The following is a 22,403-nucleotide window of genomic DNA, read 5'->3' as shown; positions in this document are numbered from 1 at the left end:
TGGTTGTCTGTGATTTAGATAGGAATTGTCAGTTTTTTAACCGTTTGATTGTAAAGTTGAGTTATTTGGGCATATTTCGCTTGTCAGCCTTGTTGGGTTTCGCTAGTATTGCTCGGCCTTCAGTAAGGAGGTCGCTAGCCTTGTTCAGGAATTTGATTTCGAACGTCGCTGGCCTAACAATTTGGAACATAGGTGGACAACATGTTTTCAGTTCTACTTGTGATTTACCTGTTGGCAGCGGTTGGTGTTATCGGCCTAGTGTTGATTCAACAAGGTAAAGGCGCAGATATGGGAGCCTCATTCGGTGCAGGCGCATCAAACACAGTGTTTGGCGCAAGCGGCTCAGGTAATTTTTTAACCCGAATGACTGCAATTCTTGCAACAGTATTTTTCGTTATCAGCTTGGTGTTAGGTAATCTATCAACACACAAAACTGAATCTCAGTGGATTGACCCTACGCAAGGTCAAGTAATTGAGCAGACTGCTGATGACGTAGCGAGTGATGTTCCAGCTCCTTTGAGCGAAGAAATCCCGCAATAAGCGATTAATGCCGAGATGGTGAAATTGGTAGACACGCTAGCATGAGGTGCTAGTGCCTTAGGTGTGAGGGTTCGAGTCCCTCTCTCGGCACCATTGATTTACAAACTTGTAAATACTTAATTTGAGCGTATAATGCTCAATAAGTCGGACGCGGGGTGGAGCAGTTTGGTAGCTCGTCGGGCTCATAACCCGAAGGTCGTCGGTTCAAATCCGGCCCCCGCAACCAATCCTTTGATGAAGGCAAGTTTGTGTAAAGTAAACCGCGTTTACTTTACAAGTTAAACATTTAATGTTTAACACATCAGGGTCCAGCAATAAAAAACCCCGACTATTTCGGGGTTTTTTGTTATCTAAATTCTTGTAAATTCAAGAATCTAGATCTTGCTTGGAATTTAAATTGGGCTCTATGCCCTTTTTTTGTTTCTGGAGTGGTTCAAATGACTGGTTTAGAAAGACAATTAGCAGAAATGCTCGAGGCGGCTGTAGAAGCGTCAGGACATGAGTTAGTTGGATTAGAATTTATTCGTGCAGGAGAGCACTCAACGCTACGTATTTTTATTGACCATGAAAATGGCATATTCGTAGAAGACTGTGCAGAAGTTAGCCGCCAAGTAAGCGCTGTACTTGATGTAGAAGACCCTATTTCAGTGGTATATAACCTTGAAGTTTCTTCTCCTGGTTTAGAAAGACCGCTATTCAAAGCGGCGCACTATGAGCAATTTATTGGTCATGAGGTGAATATCGTTTTGAAGATGGCTGTGAATAACCGTCGTAAATGGAAAGGTGAAATCCTATCTGTTGAAGGCGAGACCGTCTCTGTTACTGTTGATGGTAATGAAGAGCAGTTTGCATTAAGCAACATTTCCAAAGCTAACCTGATCCCTAAATTTTAGGTCCCTAAAAATTAAAAGCTTAGAGGCTATTTAAAATGAGTAAAGAAATTTTAGCGGTAGCAGAGGCAGTATCGAACGAGAAAGGTGTACCTCGTGAGCGTATTTTCGAAGCACTAGAAATCGCTTTAGCTACTTCTACTAAGAAAAAACGCGAAATCGAAATTGACGTTCGCGTTGCTATTGACCGTAAAACTGGTGAATTTGAAACGTTCCGCCGTTGGCTAGTTGTTGCTGAAGTTGAATTTCCAACAAAAGAAATTTCTATTGAAGCTGCACAATACGATGACGAAACGGTTCAACTTGGCGACTTCATTGAAGACGAAATTGAATCAGTAACGTTTGACCGCATTACCACTCAAACAGCGAAACAAGTTATCGTACAAAAAGTACGTGAAGCTGAGCGCGCACAAATTGTTGAGCAATTCATCGACAACGAAGGTGAGCTTGTTACGGGTGCAGTTAAAAAAGTAAACCGTGAAACAATCGTTCTTGACCTAGGTAATAACGCTGAAGCGGTAATTTTACGTGATGATCAACTTCCTCGCGAAAACTTCCGTCCAGGTGACCGTGTTCGTGGTCTACTTTACAAAGTAGCGCCAGAAGCTCGTGGTTTCCAACTGTTTGTTACACGTTCTAAGCCTGAAATGCTTGCTGAACTGTTCCGTGTTGAAGTGCCAGAAATCGGTGAAGAAATCATCGAACTGAAAGCAGCTGCTCGTGATCCAGGTTCTCGTGCTAAAATCGCAGTGAAAACAAACGACCGTCGTATCGATCCTGTTGGTGCGTGTGTTGGTATGCGTGGCGCACGTGTACAAGCTGTTTCTGGCGAACTTGGCGGTGAGCGTATCGATATCGTGCTTTGGGATGATAACCCAGCGCAATTCGTTATCAATGCAATGGCGCCAGCAGATGTAGCATCAATCATCGTCGATGAAGATGCACACGCGATGGACATTGCTGTTGAAGCTGACAACCTTGCTCAAGCGATCGGCCGTAATGGTCAGAACGTACGTCTAGCATCTCAACTGACTGGTTGGGAACTAAACGTAATGACGGTTGCTGATCTACAGAAGAAACACGCTGAAGAATCACAAGCGTCGATCGAAAACTTCATGAAGTACCTGGATATCGAAGAAGACTTTGCTCAACTGCTTGTTGAAGAAGGTTTCTCTAGTCTAGAAGAAATTGCATACGTACCAGTAGGTGAGCTTCTAGAAGTTGATGGTCTAAACGAAGAAATCATCGAAGAGTTGCGTAACCGCGCGAAAGAGTCATTAACGACACTTGCACTTGCAAAAGAAGAAACATTTGACGGCGTTGAGCCTGCAGATGATCTACTAGGCTTGGAAGGCCTAGAGCGTGAAATGGCATTTAAATTGGCAGCGAAGGGTGTGGCAACACTTGAAGACCTGGCTGACCAAGGTATTGATGATCTTGAAGGCGTTGAAGGACTAACTGACGAGCGAGCTGGTGAGCTAATCATGGCTGCACGTAACATCTGTTGGTTCGGAGACGAAGAATAATTTTCAGCAAGGAGAAGCGGAATGACACAACTAACAGTTAAAACTCTGGGTGAAGAGATTGGTACGCCAGTTGACCGCTTGATTGAACAACTTGCTGATGCGGGAATGAACAAATCAGGCAGTGATGCGATTTCAGAAGACGAGAAGCAACAGCTTCTTAGTCATCTAAAAAAAGAACACGGCGACGAGTCGGGAGACTCAGCACCTACGCGTTTAACGTTGCAACGTAAAACTCGTAGTACACTGAGTGTTAACGCTGGTGGCGGTAAGAGTAAAGATGTTCAAGTCGAAGTACGTAAGAAACGTACTTACGTAAAACGCAGCTCTATTGAAGACGAAGCAAATCGTGAAGCTGAAGAAGCAGCTAAGCAACAAGCGGAAGAGCTAGCGAAGCGTGAGGCTGAGGAACTAGCACAACGCGAAGCTGCAGAGAAAGCACAACGCGAGGCCGACGAGAAAGCGAAGCGAGAAGCGGATGCAAAGCGCGACGCTGAAGAGAAGGCCCAACGCGTACAAGCTGATAAGGCTAAGAAAGACATGAATGCAAAAAATGCGGATGTTAATACGCAAGCTAAAAAAGAAGCTGATGAACTAAAACGTCGTCAGGAAGAAGAAGCTCAACGCAAAGCGGAACAAGAAGCTGCAAAGCTTGTTGAAGAAGCTCGTAAACTTGCTGAAGAAAACAGCGAGCGTTGGACTGAAGAAGAAAAGAAAAAGAAAGAATTAGAGAATTCTGACTACCACGTGACAACTTCAACTTATGCTCGTGAAGCGGAAGACGCTGCCGATCTTAAAGAAGAAGCGGGTTCTACTCGTCGTCGTAAGCAGAAGAAAATGTCTGCGAAAAGCGATTCACAAGAGCGTGGCGGTCGTAACGCTCGCGGTGGTCGTGGCGGTCGTGGCAAGATGTCTAAGCCTAGCTCACTAACTCAAGCATTTGATAAAACAGCGGCTGTTGCAAAATCTGATGTTGTGATTGGTGAGACAATCGTTCTATCTGAACTTGCTAGCAAAATGTCAGTTAAAGCAACTGAAGTTATCAAGGCGATGATGAAGATGGGCGCTATGGCGACTATCAACCAAGTGATTGACCAAGAAACTGCAGCTCTTGTTGCAGAAGAAATGGGCCACAAGGTTATTCTTCGTAAAGAGAACGAGCTTGAAGAAGCGGTATTGAGCGATCGTGATAATAGTGCTGAAGCTGTATCTCGTGCGCCAGTTGTTACTATCATGGGTCACGTTGACCACGGTAAAACATCTACGCTTGACTACATTCGTCGTACTCACGTTGCATCTGGTGAAGCGGGTGGTATTACCCAGCATATCGGTGCTTACCACGTTGAAACTGAAAACGGCATGATCACCTTCCTTGATACTCCTGGACACGCGGCGTTTACCGCTATGCGTGCTCGTGGTGCTCAAGCGACGGATATCGTTGTACTTGTTGTTGCAGCAGACGATGGCGTAATGCCACAAACAGTTGAAGCGATTCAGCACGCGAAAGCGGCTGGCGTACCTCTGATTGTTGCAGTGAACAAGATCGATAAAGAAGGCGCAAACCCAGACAACGTTAAGAATGAGCTTGCTCAATACGACGTTATTCCTGAGGAATGGGGCGGTGAGAACATGTTTGTTCACATCTCTGCGAAAGAAGGTACCAACATTGATGGTCTTCTAGAAGCAATCCTTCTTCAGTCTGAAGTACTAGAACTGACTGCTGTTGCTGAAGGCATGGCGTCTGGTGTAGTTGTTGAATCTCGCCTAGATAAAGGTCGTGGTCCAGTTGCTACTGTTCTTGTTCAGTCTGGTACTCTAAACAAAGGCGATATCGTTCTTTGTGGTCAAGAGTACGGCCGTGTACGTGCAATGCGCGATGAGCTAGGTCATGAGATTACCTCTGCTGGTCCGTCTATCCCTGTAGAGATCCTAGGTCTTTCAGGTGTGCCGTCATCAGGTGACGAAGCGACTGTAGTTCGTGATGAGCGTAAAGCTCGTGAAGTTGCAAACTACCGTGCTGGTAAGTTCCGTGAAGTGAAACTTGCTCGTCAGCAGAAATCTAAACTAGAGAACATGTTCGCGAACATGACTGCTGGTGAAGTTGCTGAGCTAAACGTTGTACTGAAAGCTGACGTACAAGGTTCTGTAGAAGCTATCGCTGATTCACTACTGAAACTGTCAACTGACGAAGTTAAAGTGAACATCGTAGGTTCTGGTGTTGGTGGTATTACTGAAACTGACGCAGTACTTGCTGAAGCTTCTAACGCTATCATCCTTGGTTTCAACGTTCGTGCTGATACATCTGCACGTCGCGCGATTGAATCTGCAAGTGTTGATCTACGTTACTACTCAATCATTTACCAGCTAATCGACGAAGTTAAACAAGCGATGAGCGGTATGCTTGCTCCTGAATTCCGTCAAGAGATCATTGGTCTTGCAGAAGTACGTGACGTATTTAAGTCACCGAAACTAGGCGCAATCGCAGGCTGTATGGTTACTGAAGGTCTAATTAAGCGTAACAACCCAATCCGCGTACTGCGTGATAACGTTGTTATCTACGAAGGTGAACTAGAGTCTCTACGTCGCTTTAAAGATGACGTTCAAGAAGTTAAGAACGGTTACGAGTGTGGTATCGGCGTTAAGAACTACAACGATGTTCGCGTAGGCGACCAAATCGAAGTATTCGAAATCATCGAAATCAAGCGTACGCTAGATTAATAGACTAAAATTACTTAATACCTTGATAGGTAATTAGTAATTGGTTGTTGAATACACCATGGGGGGCTGGGATAACCATCCCCCCATTCTTTCTATTTAAGAGAAATGATTATGGCAAAAGAATTTAGCCGCACGCAGCGTGTTTCACAACAGCTGCAAAAAGAACTCGCATTGATCCTTCAGCGCGAAGTTCGTGACTCACGTTTAGGTATGGTTACCATTTCTGACGTTGAAGTATCACGTGATCTTGCTTACGCGAAAGTATTCGTTACTTTCCTATGTGTAGGCGATCAAACACCTGAAAGCTGTCTAGCAGCGCTGAAAGAGCACGAAGTGCCAGTTCGCATGCTACTAGGTAAGCGCATTCGTCACCGTCTAACACCAGAAGTTCGCTTTACTTACGACAACACACTTGTTGAAGGTATGCGTATGTCTAGCCTAGTAAGCGAAGTGTTGAACGAAGACAAGCGTAAGCAAAAAGAAGCAGGTCGTGAGGACGAAGAGTAATGGCTCGCCGTCGTAAAGGTCGTCCTATTGATGGTGTTATCCTATTGGATAAGCCAACGGGTATTTCTTCAAACGATGCACTGCAAAAAGTAAAGCGCATCTATTTTGCTGAAAAAGCCGGTCATACTGGCGCTCTAGATCCACTCGCAACCGGCATGCTGCCGATCTGCTTGGGTGAAGCGACTAAGTTTTCTCAATTCTTGCTGGATTCAGATAAACGTTACCGAGTGATCGCCAAATTAGGTGAGCGCACGAACACGTCAGATTCTGATGGTGAAGTCGTTGAGACTCGTCCAATCGATGTTGATTTGGCGAAGCTTGAAGCAAGTATTGACACATTCCGTGGCGAATCAGATCAAATACCGTCGATGTTCTCTGCACTGAAGTACCAAGGCAAGCCTTTGTATGAATATGCTCGAGCAGGCATCGAGGTTCCTCGTGAATCACGCAAAATCACAGTGTATGAAATTGTCCTACATCGCTTTGAAGGCGATGAAGTGGAAATGGAAGTACATTGCTCAAAAGGCACCTACATCCGTACTATCGTTGATGATTTAGGTGAAATGCTAGGCTGTGGCGCGCATGTAACCATGCTACGTCGTACCGCTGTTGCTAAATACCCTTATGAGAAGATGGTAACGCTTGAGCAACTGAATGAACTGCTAGAGCAAGCGCATCGCGATGAAGTTTCACCGCGTGAACTGCTTGACCCATTGCTTATGCCAATGGACTCTGCGGTTGAAGATTTACCTGAAGTGAATTTGAATGCCGAGCTAACTGATTTAGTTCAGCACGGGATGCCAGTTCAAGTTTTAGGTGCGCCTGCTGACGGTACCGTGCGTATGACCAGTGGTGATGAAAAACTCTTCATCGGTGTCGCGCAAATCGACGATAGAGGCCGTGTTGCCCCTAAGCGTTTGGTTGTGTTCCGTGAGCCTGTTGACGCTGAGTAATCAGTAAGAGACAGTGGAAACGATTGAAAAGCCATGGCGTAAGCTGTGGCTTTTTTGTATTGTTCATCATGGAATACCAAGAGAATTTCTGGATGCTATTCTGCTCCAAGTAGTCCTGCTTCATTTAAATAGTTTCTAAGCTGCTCAGCGCGCTTACGGTTGACGCCAAAATCAGAATAACCGACGCGAGATTCCGAACGAACCACCAGTTGACCATCTTTAATCTGTAACTCTAAATCATCGACAAAACGCATAATCGTGCTGGTGCATTCAATCCGTAGGTAGTCCCCCTCGATAATCGCTGTTTTTGCGCCTGGTAGCTCAAGTGCGGCTTGTTCAACTTGAATAAGGGTAACATCAGCCTTTAGGGGGTAAGGCGCGATGTGGAACTTTTTACGCTGATCTAGAGTGGATACGCAATTGGGTTTGTCACCGCATACTTGGTCTATCTTATTTTTCATTGCCGTTCCTCCATGGCTACAACCTGCCACGATTAAACTACTTAAACAGAGAAGTAAGGTTTTTTTCATGTTGTTTGTCTTTGAATTAATAAGAGTTTCAGTTTAGCAGAGTACGGCGAATAGGCGAAAAGCGATCAATCGTGCTTTGTAACCGCGTAAAAAAAAGACCAGCGCAAGGCTGGTCAAAGGTATAGATTGAAGGAACTGATAGGCGAGAGCATCAGCTCCCGCCGAATTGCATTAAGCAGAAAGCATTAATGAATTCGCTTTCGCTTCGAGGTTTGAATTGCCCATTAGATGGCTATCAATGGCAATCGCACATTCGCGGCCTTCGTTGATGCAACGTACCACCAAAGATTGGCCTGTACGCATATCTCCGGCAGCAAAGACACCTTTCTGGCTTGTCGCAAAACCTTCTGTCGCCACATTGCCGCGTTCGTCGAGTTTTACGTTAAGCTGAGCTAGGACACCTGTTGGTTCTGGATGTAGGAAGCCCATCGCAAGGAAAGCCATATCACAAGGGATCACACGTTCAGTGTTCGCCACTTCTTCAAAACCTGGGCGTTCACCTGGTTTCGCGTCTTGCCAAACAATGTCAGCAATACGAAGACCGGTCACTTCACCATGATCATTGCTGATAAACTCTTTGGTCAAAATGTTCCAATGACGTTCACAGCCTTCTTCGTGAGAAGTGGTGGTTTTCATGATCATTGGAAATTGTGGCCAAGGCATGTTCGCAGGGCGTTTTTCTGGTGGGATCGGCATGATCTCAACCTGAGTGACGCTCGCCGCTTTGTGGCGGTTGGAAGTGCCGACACAGTCAGAACCTGTATCACCACCACCGATTACGACCACATGCTTATCTTTGGCGTGAATTTCTTCACCTTTCAAGTCCATGTCATTTGCACGGCGGTTGTTTTGGCCCAAGAACTCCATGGCGAAATGCACGCCTTTTAGATCTCGTCCCGGTATAGGCAGATCACGAGGAACGGTTGAACCGCCGGTCAAAAGAACCACATCAAACTCTTGGCGAAGTTGTAGGGCATTCACATCCACACCAATATGTTGATTGACTTTGAACTCGATGCCCGCATCAGCCATCAAGTTGATCTTACGATCAATCACATCCATGCCGAGCTTAAAATCAGGGATACCAAAACGCAGTAGACCCCCGATTTTTTCATCACGCTCAAATACAGTCACGCAATGGCCTGCGCTATTGAGCTGTTCAGCAGCGGCAAGACCTGCAGGGCCGGAACCGATGATCGCAACCGTTTTACCGGTACGAACACGAGGTTTCTTCGGCTTCGCATAGCCTTCACGGTAGGCGGTTTCCACGATGGTTTTTTCAATATTACAGATCGTGATTGGGTCTTGGTTGATACCAAGCACACAGGCGCTTTCACAAGGCGCAGGACAAACACGACCGGTAAACTCAGGGAAATTGTTGGTCGAGCTTAGAATATTCCAAGCCTCTTCCCAACTATCACGGAATACCGCATCATTAAATTCAGGAATGATGTTACCGATAGGGCAACCGTTATGACAAAACGGCACGCCACAGTCCATACAACGTGAAGCCTGAGTGTTGATCTTGTCACCAAACTCTTCGTTGAGAACGAACTCTTTATTATCTTCAATGCGAACAGAAGGGTCGAGCTTCTTTGGAAGCTCACGACCATGCTCTAAAAATCCAGTAGGCTTACCCATTATACTGCCTCCACTTCTTCCGTTTGTGCCTGCTCCGCTTCCGCTTTACGTCTTTGAAGTACCGCTTTGTAATCACGCGGCATAACTTTAACCAAAGAGGTTAGGCTAACTTCAAAGTTGTCTAGGAAAGATTGAGCAACTTCACTTCCTGTGAATTCGACATGCTTGGTCAGCATATCCAGTAGAAGATCTTTATCTTCTTGCTCGATAGGGTCTAGGTCGACCAATTCAGGGTTCAGCTTGGTTTCGAAATCACCCGCTTTATCCCATACGTACGCCACACCGCCACTCATACCCGCCGCGAAGTTACGACCGGTTGATCCTAGGATGATCGCGGCACCACCAGTCATGTATTCACAACCGTGGTCACCTACACCTTCAACCACGACTTTTGCGCCAGAGTTACGTACACAGAAACGCTCGCCAGCCATACCGCGAATGAACGATTCACCCGAGGTTGCACCGTAGAAACACACGTTACCGACCACGATATTATCTTCAGCAATGATGGTTGATTTCGCATCTGGGTAAAGCACAAGAGTGCCACCAGAAAGCCCTTTACCCCAGTAGTCGTTGGCGTCGCCTTCAACTTCAAACTTCACGCCTTTGGCTAAGAATGCACCGAAAGACTGACCCGCAGAACCGTAGAACTTAACGTTCATAGGCTGCGGTAGACCTTGGTCTTTGTACACTTTAGAAATTTCGTTCGATAGCATCGTACCCGCAGAGCGGTCAGTGTTGATGATCGGGAATTCGGCTGTTACTGCCTTGCCTTTTTCAAGCGCAGGAATGGCGGCTTGAATCAACTTACGGTCTAACACGTTTTCTAAGTTATGGTTTTGTACGGTCTGGTTGTATACCCCATCTTCGGCACGCGCTGGCTCAATATGCAGCACAGGCGATAGGTCGAGGTTTTTGTATTTCCAGTGGCCAATATCATCACGAACTTTCAGTTTCTGTGATTGACCCACCATCTCATCAATTGAGCGGAAACCAAGTTCTGCCATCACTTCACGTAAACCTTCAGCCATGTATTGGAAGAAAGTCACGACGTCTTCTACGCGGCCATCAAAGCGCTCACGCAGGGTTTTGTTTTGCGTTGCGATACCAACAGGGCAGGTGTTTTTATGACACTTACGCATCATGATACAACCTTCAACGACAAGCGCTGCGGTTGCTACGCCCCATTCTTCAGCACCCAGTAACGTTGCGACTGCAAGGTCACGAGGGGTTTTCATCTGACCATCTGACTGAACAACGATACGGTTACGTAGGCCGTTTTTCAGTAGTGTTTGGTGCGTTTCTGCTAGACCCAACTCCCAAGGTAGACCCGTGTGACGAATGGATGACATCGGTGATGCACCCGTACCGCCATCAAAGCCAGCAATGAGAACGACATCAGCCTTGGCTTTAGCAACACCCGAAGCGATCGTGCCGACACCGGCCTCTGAAACCAACTTAACGTTGACACGTCCCGCACGGTTGGCGTTTTTCAAATCGTAGATCAGCTGAGCCAAATCTTCGATTGAGTAGATGTCGTGGTGTGGTGGTGGTGAAATAAGGCCCACGCCTGGAGTCGAGTGACGCGTTGCACCGATCCAATCGTCGACTTTATCACCCGGTAGCTGACCACCTTCACCTGGTTTTGCGCCTTGAGCCATTTTAATTTGCAGCTCATCCGCATTGGTTAGGTAGTAAGAGGTCACGCCAAAACGGCCCGATGCGACCTGTTTGATTGCTGAACGCTCCCAGTCACCATTCTCTTTTTTCTCAAAACGAATCGGATCTTCGCCGCCTTCGCCAGAGTTTGATTTTGCGCCGATGCGGTTCATCGCCACAGCCAGTGTTGAGTGCGCTTCATGAGAGATCGAGCCAAACGACATCGCACCAGTGGCAAAGCGTTTTAAGATGTTCTCAATCGGTTCCACTTCTTCTAGCGGGATTGAACCGGCTGGGTTTTTGATGAAGTCCAGTTGGCTACGCAGTGTGGCTGCGTTGTCGCCTTGGTCATCAACGGCTTTCGCGTATTGCTTAAATTGAGCGTAGTCTTTGTTACGCGTCGATTCTTGCAGTAATGAAATCGTTTCAGGGTTAAACAGGTGTTTTTCACCACGCTGTTTCCACTGGTAAACACCACCCACATCGAGAACTTGTACTGGGATCTCACGCATTGGGTAACCCACGCGGTGACGAACCAATACTTCTTTGGCGATGTCATCGATAGTCAGACCTTCAATGCGCGTTACTGTACCTGTGAAGTACTTATCAACCACCGATTTACTGATACCAAGTGCTTCAAAGATCTGTGCGCCGTGGTAAGACTGTAGGGTTGAAATACCCATTTTCGAGAAGATTTTCAGTAGGCCGCCGTTAACCCCTTTACGGTAGTTAGCGAAGTACTCTTTAGCTGAAATGCTTGGATCGAGTTTCTTAGTGCGTTGCAGTTCAACAATGGTTTCAATCACAAGATATGGGTTAACCGCGTTTGCGCCGTAACCAATCAGTGTTGCAAAGTGATGCGTTTCGCGTGCGTCACCGGTTTCAACCACGATGTCACACTTCGCACGCAAACCTTTACGGATCAGGTGGTGGTGAACCGCACCGACGGCCAGCATCGCAGGAATGGCGGCGTGGTTAGAGTTAACCGCACGGTCCGTTAGCAAGATGATTGAGTAACCATCGACAACGGCGTCTTCAGCGTACTGACAAATACGTTTCAGTGCGCGCTCAAGCTTGCCTTCGTCTTCATTGGCTTGGAATACGATATCAAGCGTTTTCGCTTGTAAGTGCTCATTATCAATCGCACGCAGCTTCTCTAACTCAGAGTTAGACAAGACTGGGGATTCAAGCTCAACTTTTTGACAGTGCTGTGGTGTTTCCGCAAGTAGGTTCTGATCTTTACCTAGGTAAGTATTCAGAGACATCACCATACGCTCACGAATCGGGTCGATTGGCGGGTTGGTGACTTGAGCAAACAACTGTTTAAAGTAGTTAGAAAGGTGCTGAGATTGGTGCGACAAAATGGCTAGAGGCCAGTCGGCACCCATTGCAGAAAGCGGCTCGTAGCCCGTTTTTGCCAGAGGCAGAATGATCTCATTCACTTCTTCTGAGCTCACACCGAACGATTGCTGTTTGTGCAGCAACTTCTCTGGTGATGGCTGGCTAAATTCGTTGCTCGCGTCAGGCAGTTTCTTCAGGCTGAGTAGGTTTTCTTCAACCCATTTTTCATAAGGCTGTGATGAGGCAATGCCATCTTTCACTTCTTCATCAGAAATGATGCGGCCTTGTTCAAGGTCAGCAACGAAGATGCGTCCTGGTTGTAGGCGTCCGCGGAACTCTACGTTCTCAGGTGCAATATCCACCACGCCAGACTCAGATGCCATCACAAGGAAATCATCCTTAGTCACAGTATAACGAGAAGGGCGTAGACCATTACGGTCAAGTGTTGCACCTACTTGAACACCATCGGTGAAACAAACAGACGCAGGGCCATCCCATGGTTCCATGACGTTGGCGTGATACTGATAAAACGCGCGACGAGTTGGATCCATGTTCTTGTTTTCTTGCCATGCTTCCGGGATCATCATCATCAATGCGTGTGGCAGGCTGCGACCAGAAAGAACTAGGAGCTCTAGTGCCATATCAAAGTTAGATGAATCCGAGCTACCTTCCTGACAGATAGGCAGTAGCATGTCGATTTCTGCTTGGGTAAACAGATCCGATTCGATGATCGCTTCACGCGCCTTCATCCAGTTCAAGTTACCGCGTACGGTGTTGATTTCACCGTTGTGGGCAATGTAACGGAAAGGCTGCGCTAGGCGCCAGCGAGGGAAGGTGTTGGTTGAGAAGCGCGAGTGGACCAGTGCTAATGCCGTTACCATGGTTGGATTTTGTAAATCCAAGAAGTATTGAGGGACTTGCTCTGTGGTTAGCTGGCCTTTGTAGACAAGTGTTTTGTACGACATGGAGTTGATGTAAAAATCATCCCCAATGTTCGACACGCTCTCTAAACACACACGTACAGTGTAGTTACGCAGTACATAAAGCTTACGTTCTAGCTCTTCTGGGGTGACTCCTGGGCCACCAGAGACAAAGACATGCTCGAACTGAGGTTCAGTGCTCAGTGGATCTGCGCCGATCATTGAATTGTCGGTTGGCAACACGCGGTAGCCAATCACTTCAAGATCCAAGCGTTTTGCGTTGCGCTCTAAAATATCACGACATTGTTCGCGTTTGTGCTGATCTCTCGGGAAGAGAACCACACCGACACCGTACTTTTCAAAAGAAGGTAGCTTGATGCCAAGCTTAACGGCTTCTTCTAAAAGAAATTCATGAGGTTTTTGAAGTAGGATACCTGCGCCATCGCCACTGCATGGATCGCAACCTTGGCCGCCACGGTGTTCCATACGTGCTAGCATATCAAGAGCTTGAGTAACTACTTCATGAGATTTACGGTTTTTGAGGTGAGCGACAAAACCGATACCACAAGCGTCGTGCTCCAGTTCAGGAGTATACAGACCTCGTGTGCTCTGCTCTCTATCTACCATAGATACATCCTTCCAATCTAATTTGGACGCACTTCTATTAAGCGAACTTAATCGCACGTCACTTCCTTTTATAATTTGATTCGCACCTGAACGAGGTTGCTCAGGTTTGATTCCCTTCTTCTTCTCACAGGAAAAATGTTGCGAGAAAGACAATCCTTGGTGATATCCATTTTACTGCATCACTAAAGTAGTGATTTATATAGGTGGGATTTGTCTATCACCGATTTTCTTGCAGTTAGTTTTTTATTTAGCTTACGCCGAGCAAGTAAAACCTGTAAGTATCCTACAATTTACTTGGCCCAAAAATCAATCAAAACTCCGCACTGTTATGCAGATTTTTTGAGTAACAAATAGATTTATTGTTTGTTTTTTGTGTTATTTCCAGAGTGAAGAACGTATTTTTGCATGTTTATTGATTTGTGATAGGGATCAAATTAACAAATGTGGTTTAATCGTATGTGCTACAAAAAGGTTTCAAACGTGTAATCAAATTACACTAACTATAATGATAATTATTACGATTTGAGTGACATGCAATTACACGAACTAGTGAATACTATTGGCCAAGACTTACAACGCCGCTATGGTGAAAAAGTCCATAAATTGACTCTACATGGCGGGTTCAGTTGCCCAAATCGTGATGGCACGATCGGGAGAGGCGGTTGTACATTTTGTAATGTGGCTTCATTCGCTGATGAGCAAACGCAAGTCAAAAGCATCGTAGAGCAATTGACGGATCGAGCGGGTGAAATCAGTCGCGCTAAAAAATACCTCGCTTATTTCCAAGCCTACACCAGTACCTATGGTGAAGTGCAAGTCCTCAAGAACATGTATGAAGAAGCATTAAAGGCCGCCGATATCGTTGGTCTTTGTGTTGGAACTCGCCCTGACTGTGTTCCCGATGCGGTATTGGATCTCTTGTCGGGCTATGTTGAGCAAGGTTATGAGATATGGTTAGAACTCGGCTTGCAAACGGCAAACAATCAAACCCTCAAACATATTAATCGTGGTCATGATTTTGAGTGTTACGCAGAGATCACTCAGCGAGCCCGTGCTTTAGGTATTAAAGTGTGTACCCATTTGATTGTTGGCTTGCCTAAAGAAACCCGTAATGACAACGTGCAAACATTAGAAAAAGTGTTAGCGGTCGGGACGGACGGTATCAAACTGCATGGTTTGCATATCGTAGAGGGCAGCACCATGGCGAAAGCATGGCGAGCGGGTCGCTTAGAGGCGCCTGAGCTAGAAGAGTATGTGTCGATTGCCAGTGAAATGATTCGTATGACACCGCCTGAGGTGGTTTTTCATCGTGTCTCTTCCGCCGCACGTCGCCCAACCTTGTTGTCACCCTTATGGTGTGAAAATCGCTGGCTAGCCATGACGGAAATTGGTCGAGCTTTAAACCGTGATGGTGCGCAAGGCTCTCTGATTCAGCGTCCTTTTCACTATGTTAAACCTTAAGCGGTAGAATTTCAGAATGGAGCCGATGTTTCAATCCTTACCCAATGCTATCTATATCCTCGGATTTGAAGCGTTTATCGCCATTACGCTGGTATTGCTGTTCATCCGTCTCGGTGTCTATTTCAGTCAACAAATCACACGACTTATCCAAGATGCGCCGACGCCATTACTCTTAATTGATGCTAAGTCGAGTAAGCTGCTTCTTTCGAATACCTTTGCCAGCCAATTTTTAGGGATTCGACGTGTGGGGCGATCTTATTTATTGCCTGATGCTCTTCCTGCTTCATTTATGGCGCAGCTAATCGACCGCTTTTCTGGTGACCGTTTTGTCAGCCACCAATGCGATTGGCCAGTGTCAGAAACGAAAACCATCAAAGTCGATATTACCGGGCGTCAAACGCGTTATAAGCGCCGTCGTGTCTGGCTACTGTATGTTTCTCCTCATAAGCCAAGCACGGTAGAAGTGATGGCTGAAATACAATCGCTCTCTGTGGTGAAAAGTGCTTTTGATAATTTATCCGAGCTGATATTCATCAAAAAGCCGGATGATTCCGTTGTGACTAACCGAGCTTTTGACCGGTTTTGGGGAGAACGTTCGGAAGAGGGCGCAAGCGAGATATTAGGCGTGATGAAAGGGCGTGCGTCTAATCGTCGTTGGACCGTCGACCTGCAAGGGCGCAGCTGTTTATTGGAAACTCACCAAAGCCAATTAATGTCACCGCAAGGTGAGCGATTGGGTGTGTTGAGTATTAGTCACGATGTGACGGATTGGCATAATATGCAGCGAAATCTTCGTGATGAGATGGAAAAGCGCAAAGACACAGAGATTGCGCTGGCTCAGCGCGATACGATTTTACAAAATATCCTTGAATCAAGCCCTGATTCGATTGGTATCTTCGACGAAAACATGGTCTACCAAGCCTGTAACGAACCGTTTGTTAAGGCAATGGGGATCGCTGATGTTGACGCATTAATCGGTAAGCGACTTCAAGAAGTTATTTCACGAGAAGATTATGCGCGTTTCAGTGGTAGCGATAACAAGGTTTTGAGCGAAGGGCTGCCATTACGCTATACCGATCAAATCATACAGAATAACGGTAAAATGACTTGGTATGATGTCGTGAAGTCACCTTTTCGTGATCCTATTTCAGGTACGAATGGGGTATTAGTGATGGCTCGTGATGTCTCCGAACGTTATTTAACCCAGCAAAAACTTGAGATTGCAAATCAAGAACTTGAGCGATTAAGTTTTATTGATGGCTTAACACAAATCGCCAATCGTCGTCGTTTCGATGAGCAATTAGATACTCTGTGGCATCTGCATGTTCGAGAGCAGCAACCTTTAACGGTGATGATGTGTGATATCGATTACTTTAAAGGGTATAACGATCATTATGGTCATCAAAAAGGCGATGAAGCGTTGATTGCCGTTGCTCAGGCTTTTCGACGCGTAACCTCTCGTTCGAGCGATTGCGTCGCGCGTTATGGCGGTGAAGAGTTTGGTTTTATTTTTCCGAACACCGATACGAATGGTGCTCATATACTTGCGCAACGTATTCATGCTGAGGTCGAACGATTAGCGATACCTCACCACACGTCAAACGCGGCCTCGTCGGTCACTATCAGTATTGGCATTGTCTCTCTGATCCCGCATCACCACAATGACGCCGAAGCGGTTGTTGCATTGGCTGATAATGCGCTGTATCAAGCGAAAGCAAATGGCCGAAATCAGACTTGTGTGCATCACACATCCGAGAATAAAGCCTTAACCGCGTAGGGAATCTTTAGCTCAATTCAGCCAAAACAGGTAAGATCGTCGTAAGATTGTCGCCCGGAGCGCTGAATGAAAACCATCAAAAACCTTGCCCAATATTACGTTGATTTGCTTGTTCGATTAGGCATTTTGCGTTTCTCAATTTTATTGGCTTTAGCGCTGGTCGCTTTAGCTGTCGTGGTGCAGGTAGGCATTACCTTAGTACTGAGTGGCCATGTCGATGATATCGACATTGTCCGTTCGGTATTTTTCGGCTTAATTATTACGCCTTGGGCGGTCTACTTTCTTTCGGTTGTTGTCGATCAACTGGAAGACTCTCGCCAACGTTTGTCAAAAATGGTCGTGAAACTCAAAGATATGCGTTCGCGTGATAAAGAGCTAAACAACCAACTTCAAAATAACATTACCCAGTTAAATCAAGAGATAGAAGAGAGACAGAAAGCCGAAGAGGCACGCGAAGAAGCGATGAATGATCTTGAAAATGAAGTGTATCAGCGTGAGCGAACCCAAGTTGAATTGGCAGAGCGGACCGCGTTGCTGCGTTCATTTATCGATGCTTCCCCAGACCTAATCTATTACCGCAATGCGGACGGTGTGTTTTCTGGCTGTAACCGTGCAATGGAAGAACTGACGGGTAAAAAAGAATCTCAACTGGTGGGCCTTACGCCATGGGAAGTGTATAGCCAAGAAGATGCGGAGCATATTGTCGAAACGGATGAAGCCGTTTTTAACAATAATCAGGCGATTACTTATGAGCAATGGCTCGAGTATCCCGATGGGCATAAAAACTATTTTGAGTTGCGTAAAGTCCCATTTTATAACAAAGACGGCCGCCATCTTGGGTTGGTTGGTTTTGGTCGAGACATTACCGAACGCAAACGTCATCAAGAATCATTAGAAAAAGCCAGCCGAGATAAAACCACTTTTATCTCGACGATCAGCCATGAATTACGCACGCCGCTTAATGGCATCGTTGGGTTAAGTCGTATGCTGCTCGATACGCCAATGACGGATGAGCAGCGTAAGCACATGCAAACGATCAATGTAAGTGCGGTGACGTTAGGCAGCATCTTTAGCGACATTATCGATATGGATAAGTTTGATCGCCGTAAGCTTGAGTTGTATCCCGCGCCACTTAATTTTGATGAGTTTATTGTTGAGATCGAAAGCCTCTCGGCATTGATGGCTGAGCAAAAGGGCTTACGTTTTGACTTAGAAAGATTGAGTGATTTACCTGCGGCCATTCATGTGGATGCAACTCGTCTCCGTCAAGTATTGTGGAACTTGATTAGTAACGCGATGAAGTTCACCAAAGAAGGGGGGGTTGTGCTCTCTGTCAGCGCCGATTGCGATGACCAATTTGCACAACTCACGCTGGAGGTGGAAGACTCGGGTATTGGTATTCCTGAAAAGGAACTCGCGAAAATTTTCGCGATGTATTATCAAGTTAAATCGGGTAAAGATAATTTGCACGCGGTAGGAACGGGCATTGGTTTGGCGGTTTCTAAGCAGCTGATTAAGAAAATGGAGGGTGACATCTCTGTTAGTAGTGAAGAAGGTTTTGGCAGTACTTTTACCGTCACCATTCGAGTGCCGTTGGCGGGGGCGGAGGAAATTAAAGTCCCAGACGTACACTCTACGCAGCATCAGTTGAATATCTTTATGGTCGAAGATATCGAGCTTAATATTACCGTTGCCCGTTCGCTATTGGAGAGCATGGGACACCGCGTGACAGTTGCAATGACTGGCCAAGAGGCGATCGATAAATTTGATCCGGATCTGTATGACTTAGTCTTTTTAGATATTCAGTTACCAGATATGACGGGGTTCGATGTGGCCGCTTATTATCGCGATCATTATGACATTGTACCGCCGCTGGTGGCGCTGACTGCCAACGTATTAAAAAATAAAGAAGAATACTATGAGAAGGGCATGGATGAAGCCATCAGTAAGCCATTGTCGGTGGCGGCAGTACAAGATGTGATTGCGTTGATGGCGCCCGATCTTGATACGCCGGTCCCAGCACCAACCTCACCGATTAAAAAAGCGCGCAGCAATGATGAAGACTACTTACAGTTGCTCGATCTCGATATGCTTGAATCTTACATTTCGATTGTGGGTACTAAGCCTGTGATCGAAAGCGTGGTGATGTTTGAAGACATGATGCCGAGCTATCTTGAATTGTTGGATTCAAATATGACGGCGAAAGATCAAGCGGGTATCGTTTCTGAGGCGCATAAAATTAAAGGTGCGGCCGGTTCTATCGGTTTGAAACACATCCAAAAAGTGGCACAAAAAGCGCAATCCCCAGAGCACCCAACTTGGTGGGAAAATATTGATGACTGGGTAGAAGAAATTAAGAATGAATATCTGAATGATATTCAAATACTCAAGCAATGGCTCAGTGAGCGTTGATCACTTTACTGAACGTTGACGTTAAAGTTGGGAGAAGAACATGAAAAAAATCGCGGTAATTTCGTTAGGTCTTGCTCTGTTAGCGGGTTGCTCAACAACACAAGTGGGTTGGGAACAAGACAATCAAATCGTTGTCGATAAGGCGAATATTCAACTAGAAAGCAATCTTTGGCTTAATAAAATGCCAACGATTGGAGAGATGCAAGAACAAGCGCTTCATGGTGCGTTGGTGCTTGAGGCCAGTGACACTTTACCCGCAGATTTAGATGTAACCAGTATCTCATTGCGTCAAGGTGATGAGACTTGGTTGATTGAGGGTGACCTACTTGAATTGCGCAGTCACAGTGAAAATCGCTGGGAAATATCGTTTGTGTGGCAATTTGATTTTGACTCCGAGCTGCCGATTGATGTTGCTGTGATGATTAATAACGGTGACGATGTTGAGTGGCTGGTTGAGAAAGACGTGAATATCGATACTGTTTATTAGTCGCAGGTCGATGTGACGAATCAATTGTACAAAAGGTTATCAAACAGCGTACAGTTAAATGATTGAAAATAAAGCCAGTTCTTCCGAGCTGGTTTTTTATGCATAAAACAAATCGATGGTGTGAGGGTTATTTCCAAGAGGAATATCTTATGCTTGTCGCATTGAGAGACTTAATTTTAGGTTAAAAAATTGTTTTTTCATTTTGTTAACAGTTTGTGGTTGAATAATGTGCTCAATTGCATAAAATTTAACCATGAGCTTCAGGCTCATATCCCCCAAAACGATTGGATTATTACTTTGCTAGGAGGCGCACAATGAAACAGTTCACTGTTATTCACACCATTTGCGCCTTTATCGATCCCATATTGAAACTGCACGGCTTCTCAATGATGGCCTGTATTTGTTGCGATCGACAATCTAAACAAGCAAAACAATAATCCGCCCCCAATGTTAATTGGCTGCGGAAACAAGGCAGCTGATTAAATAGTCAAATCTCCTATTTTTAATGTGTGGCCTTTTTCCCAGCAAAGCAGAAACTGGAGAAATACCATGAAACATTCTATTTACCTAACACTTGCCACCGTCTTAGTGAAGGCCGATTTACGTCGAGAAGATCGCGCTTGGAAACGCAAAGTTCGTCGTAGCGCTTATGATATTCCTTGGCAGAATGCGCATTTGTTGCGAGATATTGGCTTGGATATGGATGGTCGTCCTCTTGGGCGAAGTGAGGCTCCACAGCGGAAAGTAGAGCGTCGAATTCGCCACCTTCGTCGTGTTTTAACGGCTCGAATAACAACGTGATGAAAGGGGTGAGCCCGTCGCTTGGCTCACCCCTTTTAAGTTAAGGACAAGGATTGGAGTAAGTGGTCCCAATCGCTTGAATATCCGCGAGTATCGCATCACTTAACGTGATAGAAACACTATCAATATTCATTTTTAGTTGCGCCATTGTTGTCGCGCCGATGATATTTGCGGCAACAAATGAACGCTGATTTACAAACGCTAACGCCATTTGCGCCGGATCAAGACCATGGTCACGTGCAAGATCAACATACGCTTGAGTTGCGGCGATGCCTTGTGGAGTAAAGTAACGGACAAAGCGTTCAAATAAGGAGCAACGTGCCCCTTCTGGTCTTTGATTGTTCAGATATTTACCACTTAGACAACCGAACGCCAATGGTGAATACGCCAGGAGCTCGACACCTTCGAAGTGGCTGATCTCCGATAAGCCCACTTCAAAACTGCGATTGAGTAAGTTATACGGGTTTTGGATAGAGACGATACGTGGCAGATTATGCTTTTCTGCTAATTTCAGTAGGCTCATGACTCCCCAAGGTGTTTCATTAGAGACACCGATATAACGTACTTTTCCGTCACGAATAAGTTCTGCAAGCGCTTCTAAGGTTTCAATTAAGGTGACTTCTTGCTGCTCGTCAGGGTAGGGATAATTGAGTTGACCAAAAGTATTGGTCTGTCGCTGTGGCCAATGAAGCTGATACAGGTCGACATAATCGGTTTTTAAGCGCTGTAAACTGTCGTCAATGGCTTGATGAATATGGCGGCGGTCTAACTTCATGTCCTCGCGAATGTACGGCACACTGCGTGGCCCTGCGACTTTGGTTGCAATGACGACTTTCTCACGCATCCCCGATTTTTCGAGCCACCGACCAATGCATTGTTCGGTCGCGCCTTGTGTTTTTTCGGTTGGTGGTACGGGATACATTTCTGCGGTATCAATAAAGTTGACCCCACGTTCCAGTGCGTAATCAAGTTGTTTAAAGGCGTCTGCTTGGCTGTTTTGCTCGCCGAATGTCATCGTGCCTAAGCAAATTTTACTGATTTCCAAATTAGAATGCGGCAGTTTGTGATAGATCATGAGCCTTCCTTGTCTTGTCGACGTTTCTGTATGGGCGTTGTCGGTGGCGCGAGTGGGTAGCACGCTCCCCTCTAGGTCAATATAAGTCAGGTTTTCCGTCGTTCCAAAGCGCCAAAGCACAAAATGACAATTCTGTTTCTATACTTACTAGGGAATGTCTATTTCACACTGGGGTATGCAACGGAAAAAGTGTGCTCAGAGTCGTGAAGGAATACCGCAGGGGGAGTTATGCACCGTAAACAATTAGATAAATGGATTCATGGTTTTCACCAATCAAGCTATCAGCCACCGAAAGTGTTTGTCATCAGTTGTTCTGACTTGTCGTGTTACCTACTCGCGGTTGAGTATAAGCATAAGGTTGAACCCATCATGATTGATAATGAACCGATTCATTTCGAGTCTTTGGATCAAGTGAAAGATGAGTTATTGCGGTTAGGCGTAGAACGCGCTTATTTACGCCTGCACAATGCTTACGATGAATTTGGCACCAGTGACAGCCCGATGTATCACGATATTGAAATGTCATTAACGACGCACTGAG

General features: G+C 45.8%; 17 protein-coding genes and 2 tRNA genes. 15 read left to right on the top strand and 4 right to left on the bottom strand.

Going from position 1 to position 22,403, the window contains the following annotated elements; genetic code table 11:
• The first annotated feature begins 201 nt into the window (after positions 1 to 201).
• From secG to truB, 8 genes are all read left to right on the top strand, one after another.
• Complete coding sequence (gene secG / locus OJ16_RS11410) at positions 202 to 540, top strand: preprotein translocase subunit SecG (RefSeq protein WP_040991075.1); 339 nt, start codon at positions 202 to 204, stop codon at positions 538 to 540.
• A gap of 9 nt (positions 541 to 549) precedes the next feature.
• Positions 550 to 633: transfer RNA gene (locus tag OJ16_RS11405), tRNA-Leu, on the top strand.
• Positions 634 to 689: 56 nt separating this feature from the next.
• Positions 690 to 766: transfer RNA gene (locus tag OJ16_RS11400), tRNA-Met, on the top strand.
• Between the two features lie 211 nt (positions 767 to 977).
• Positions 978 to 1,433, top strand: a complete 456-nt coding sequence (rimP, locus tag OJ16_RS11395; RefSeq protein ID WP_040990757.1) for a ribosome maturation factor RimP — start codon at positions 978 to 980, stop codon at positions 1,431 to 1,433.
• 35 nt (positions 1,434 to 1,468) lie between these two features.
• On the top strand, positions 1,469 to 2,956 hold the full coding sequence (nusA, locus tag OJ16_RS11390) for a transcription termination factor NusA (RefSeq protein ID WP_040990755.1): 1,488 nt from the start codon (positions 1,469 to 1,471) through the stop codon (positions 2,954 to 2,956).
• 21 nt (positions 2,957 to 2,977) lie between these two features.
• Positions 2,978 to 5,671, top strand: coding sequence for a translation initiation factor IF-2 (infB, locus tag OJ16_RS11385; protein ID WP_040990753.1), 2,694 nt, complete (start codon positions 2,978 to 2,980; stop codon positions 5,669 to 5,671).
• 111 nt (positions 5,672 to 5,782) lie between these two features.
• Complete coding sequence (gene rbfA, locus OJ16_RS11380) at positions 5,783 to 6,178, top strand: 30S ribosome-binding factor RbfA (protein WP_040990751.1); 396 nt, start codon at positions 5,783 to 5,785, stop codon at positions 6,176 to 6,178.
• Complete coding sequence (gene truB, locus OJ16_RS11375; protein ID WP_040990749.1) at positions 6,178 to 7,131, top strand: tRNA pseudouridine(55) synthase TruB; 954 nt, start codon at positions 6,178 to 6,180, stop codon at positions 7,129 to 7,131. Before rbfA ends, truB begins: the two co-directional genes overlap by 1 nt.
• Positions 7,132 to 7,226: 95 nt before the next feature.
• Here truB and OJ16_RS11370 read toward each other — a convergent pair whose 3' ends face one another.
• From OJ16_RS11370 to gltB, 3 genes are all read right to left on the bottom strand, one after another.
• Positions 7,227 to 7,661: a DUF1499 domain-containing protein gene (locus OJ16_RS11370; protein ID WP_040990746.1), complete on the bottom strand. Its 435-nt coding sequence runs from the start codon at positions 7,659 to 7,661 to the stop codon at positions 7,227 to 7,229.
• A gap of 171 nt (positions 7,662 to 7,832) precedes the next feature.
• Positions 7,833 to 9,302: a glutamate synthase subunit beta gene (locus OJ16_RS11365; RefSeq protein WP_040990745.1), complete on the bottom strand. Its 1,470-nt coding sequence runs from the start codon at positions 9,300 to 9,302 to the stop codon at positions 7,833 to 7,835.
• Entirely contained in the window at positions 9,302 to 13,849 is a 4,548-nt protein-coding gene (gltB, locus tag OJ16_RS11360) for a glutamate synthase large subunit (RefSeq protein ID WP_040990743.1), read from the bottom strand. The genes OJ16_RS11365 and gltB overlap by 1 nt, the downstream gene beginning before the upstream one ends.
• 531 nt (positions 13,850 to 14,380) lie before the next feature.
• On the opposite strand from gltB, the gene OJ16_RS11355 reads away from it, so the two are divergent.
• The 6 genes from OJ16_RS11355 (at position 14,381) to OJ16_RS11335 (ending at position 20,787) form a co-directional block, all read left to right on the top strand.
• Positions 14,381 to 15,310 carry a TIGR01212 family radical SAM protein gene (locus tag OJ16_RS11355; RefSeq protein WP_040990741.1) on the top strand — a complete coding sequence of 310 codons (930 nt, stop codon included), beginning with the start codon at positions 14,381 to 14,383 and terminating at the stop codon, positions 15,308 to 15,310.
• Positions 15,311 to 15,326: 16 nt separating this feature from the next.
• Positions 15,327 to 17,087, top strand: a complete 1,761-nt coding sequence (locus OJ16_RS11350) for a GGDEF domain-containing protein (protein WP_040990739.1) — start codon at positions 15,327 to 15,329, stop codon at positions 17,085 to 17,087.
• Between the two features lie 66 nt (positions 17,088 to 17,153).
• Complete coding sequence (gene arcB, locus OJ16_RS11345; RefSeq protein ID WP_040990737.1) at positions 17,154 to 19,499, top strand: aerobic respiration two-component sensor histidine kinase ArcB; 2,346 nt, start codon at positions 17,154 to 17,156, stop codon at positions 19,497 to 19,499.
• 40 nt (positions 19,500 to 19,539) lie between these two features.
• Entirely contained in the window at positions 19,540 to 19,986 is a 447-nt protein-coding gene (locus OJ16_RS11340; protein WP_040990735.1) for a hypothetical protein, read from the top strand.
• Positions 19,987 to 20,300: 314 nt separating this feature from the next.
• Complete coding sequence (locus OJ16_RS20235) at positions 20,301 to 20,423, top strand: hypothetical protein (protein ID WP_268871249.1); 123 nt, start codon at positions 20,301 to 20,303, stop codon at positions 20,421 to 20,423.
• A 112-nt stretch (positions 20,424 to 20,535) separates the two neighbouring features.
• Positions 20,536 to 20,787, top strand: coding sequence for a hypothetical protein (locus OJ16_RS11335; RefSeq protein ID WP_040990733.1), 252 nt, complete (start codon positions 20,536 to 20,538; stop codon positions 20,785 to 20,787).
• 40 nt (positions 20,788 to 20,827) lie between these two features.
• On the opposite strand, the gene OJ16_RS11330 is transcribed toward OJ16_RS11335, so the two are convergent.
• Positions 20,828 to 21,862, bottom strand: a complete 1,035-nt coding sequence (locus OJ16_RS11330; RefSeq protein WP_040990731.1) for an NADP(H)-dependent aldo-keto reductase — start codon at positions 21,860 to 21,862, stop codon at positions 20,828 to 20,830.
• A gap of 228 nt (positions 21,863 to 22,090) precedes the next feature.
• Between OJ16_RS11330 and OJ16_RS11325 the strand changes: the two genes are divergently transcribed.
• Positions 22,091 to 22,402, top strand: coding sequence for a DUF6482 family protein (locus OJ16_RS11325; RefSeq protein ID WP_040990729.1), 312 nt, complete (start codon positions 22,091 to 22,093; stop codon positions 22,400 to 22,402).
• Position 22,403 lies beyond the last annotated feature (1 nt).

This window comes from Vibrio renipiscarius (assembly GCF_000827885.1).
In the GTDB taxonomy this organism is placed as follows: domain Bacteria; phylum Pseudomonadota; class Gammaproteobacteria; order Enterobacterales; family Vibrionaceae; genus Vibrio; species Vibrio renipiscarius.
This window is presented reverse-complemented; position numbering and strand designations above follow the sequence as displayed.

Bases quoted from the DNA above. Each gene is read 5' to 3' on its own strand.
- OJ16_RS11335 (WP_040990733.1), top strand. From the start codon at position 20,536: ATGAAACATTCTATTTACCTAACACTTGCCACCGTCTTAGTGAAGGCC.
- gltB (WP_040990743.1), bottom strand. From the start codon at position 13,849: ATGGTAGATAGAGAGCAGAGCACACGAGGTCTGTATACTCCTGAACTG.
- OJ16_RS11340 (WP_040990735.1), top strand. From the start codon at position 19,540: ATGAAAAAAATCGCGGTAATTTCGTTAGGTCTTGCTCTGTTAGCGGGT.
- infB (WP_040990753.1), top strand. From the start codon at position 2,978: ATGACACAACTAACAGTTAAAACTCTGGGTGAAGAGATTGGTACGCCA.
- OJ16_RS11330 (WP_040990731.1), bottom strand. From the start codon at position 21,862: ATGATCTATCACAAACTGCCGCATTCTAATTTGGAAATCAGTAAAATT.
- rimP (WP_040990757.1), top strand. From the start codon at position 978: ATGACTGGTTTAGAAAGACAATTAGCAGAAATGCTCGAGGCGGCTGTA.
- OJ16_RS11365 (WP_040990745.1), bottom strand. From the start codon at position 9,302: ATGGGTAAGCCTACTGGATTTTTAGAGCATGGTCGTGAGCTTCCAAAG.
- OJ16_RS11325 (WP_040990729.1), top strand. From the start codon at position 22,091: ATGCACCGTAAACAATTAGATAAATGGATTCATGGTTTTCACCAATCA.
- OJ16_RS11355 (WP_040990741.1), top strand. From the start codon at position 14,381: ATGCAATTACACGAACTAGTGAATACTATTGGCCAAGACTTACAACGC.
- nusA (WP_040990755.1), top strand. From the start codon at position 1,469: ATGAGTAAAGAAATTTTAGCGGTAGCAGAGGCAGTATCGAACGAGAAA.
- OJ16_RS11370 (WP_040990746.1), bottom strand. From the start codon at position 7,661: ATGAAAAAAACCTTACTTCTCTGTTTAAGTAGTTTAATCGTGGCAGGT.
- rbfA (WP_040990751.1), top strand. From the start codon at position 5,783: ATGGCAAAAGAATTTAGCCGCACGCAGCGTGTTTCACAACAGCTGCAA.
- OJ16_RS11350 (WP_040990739.1), top strand. From the start codon at position 15,327: ATGGAGCCGATGTTTCAATCCTTACCCAATGCTATCTATATCCTCGGA.
- truB (WP_040990749.1), top strand. From the start codon at position 6,178: ATGGCTCGCCGTCGTAAAGGTCGTCCTATTGATGGTGTTATCCTATTG.
- arcB (WP_040990737.1), top strand. From the start codon at position 17,154: ATGAAAACCATCAAAAACCTTGCCCAATATTACGTTGATTTGCTTGTT.
- OJ16_RS20235 (WP_268871249.1), top strand. From the start codon at position 20,301: ATGAAACAGTTCACTGTTATTCACACCATTTGCGCCTTTATCGATCCC.
- secG (WP_040991075.1), top strand. From the start codon at position 202: ATGTTTTCAGTTCTACTTGTGATTTACCTGTTGGCAGCGGTTGGTGTT.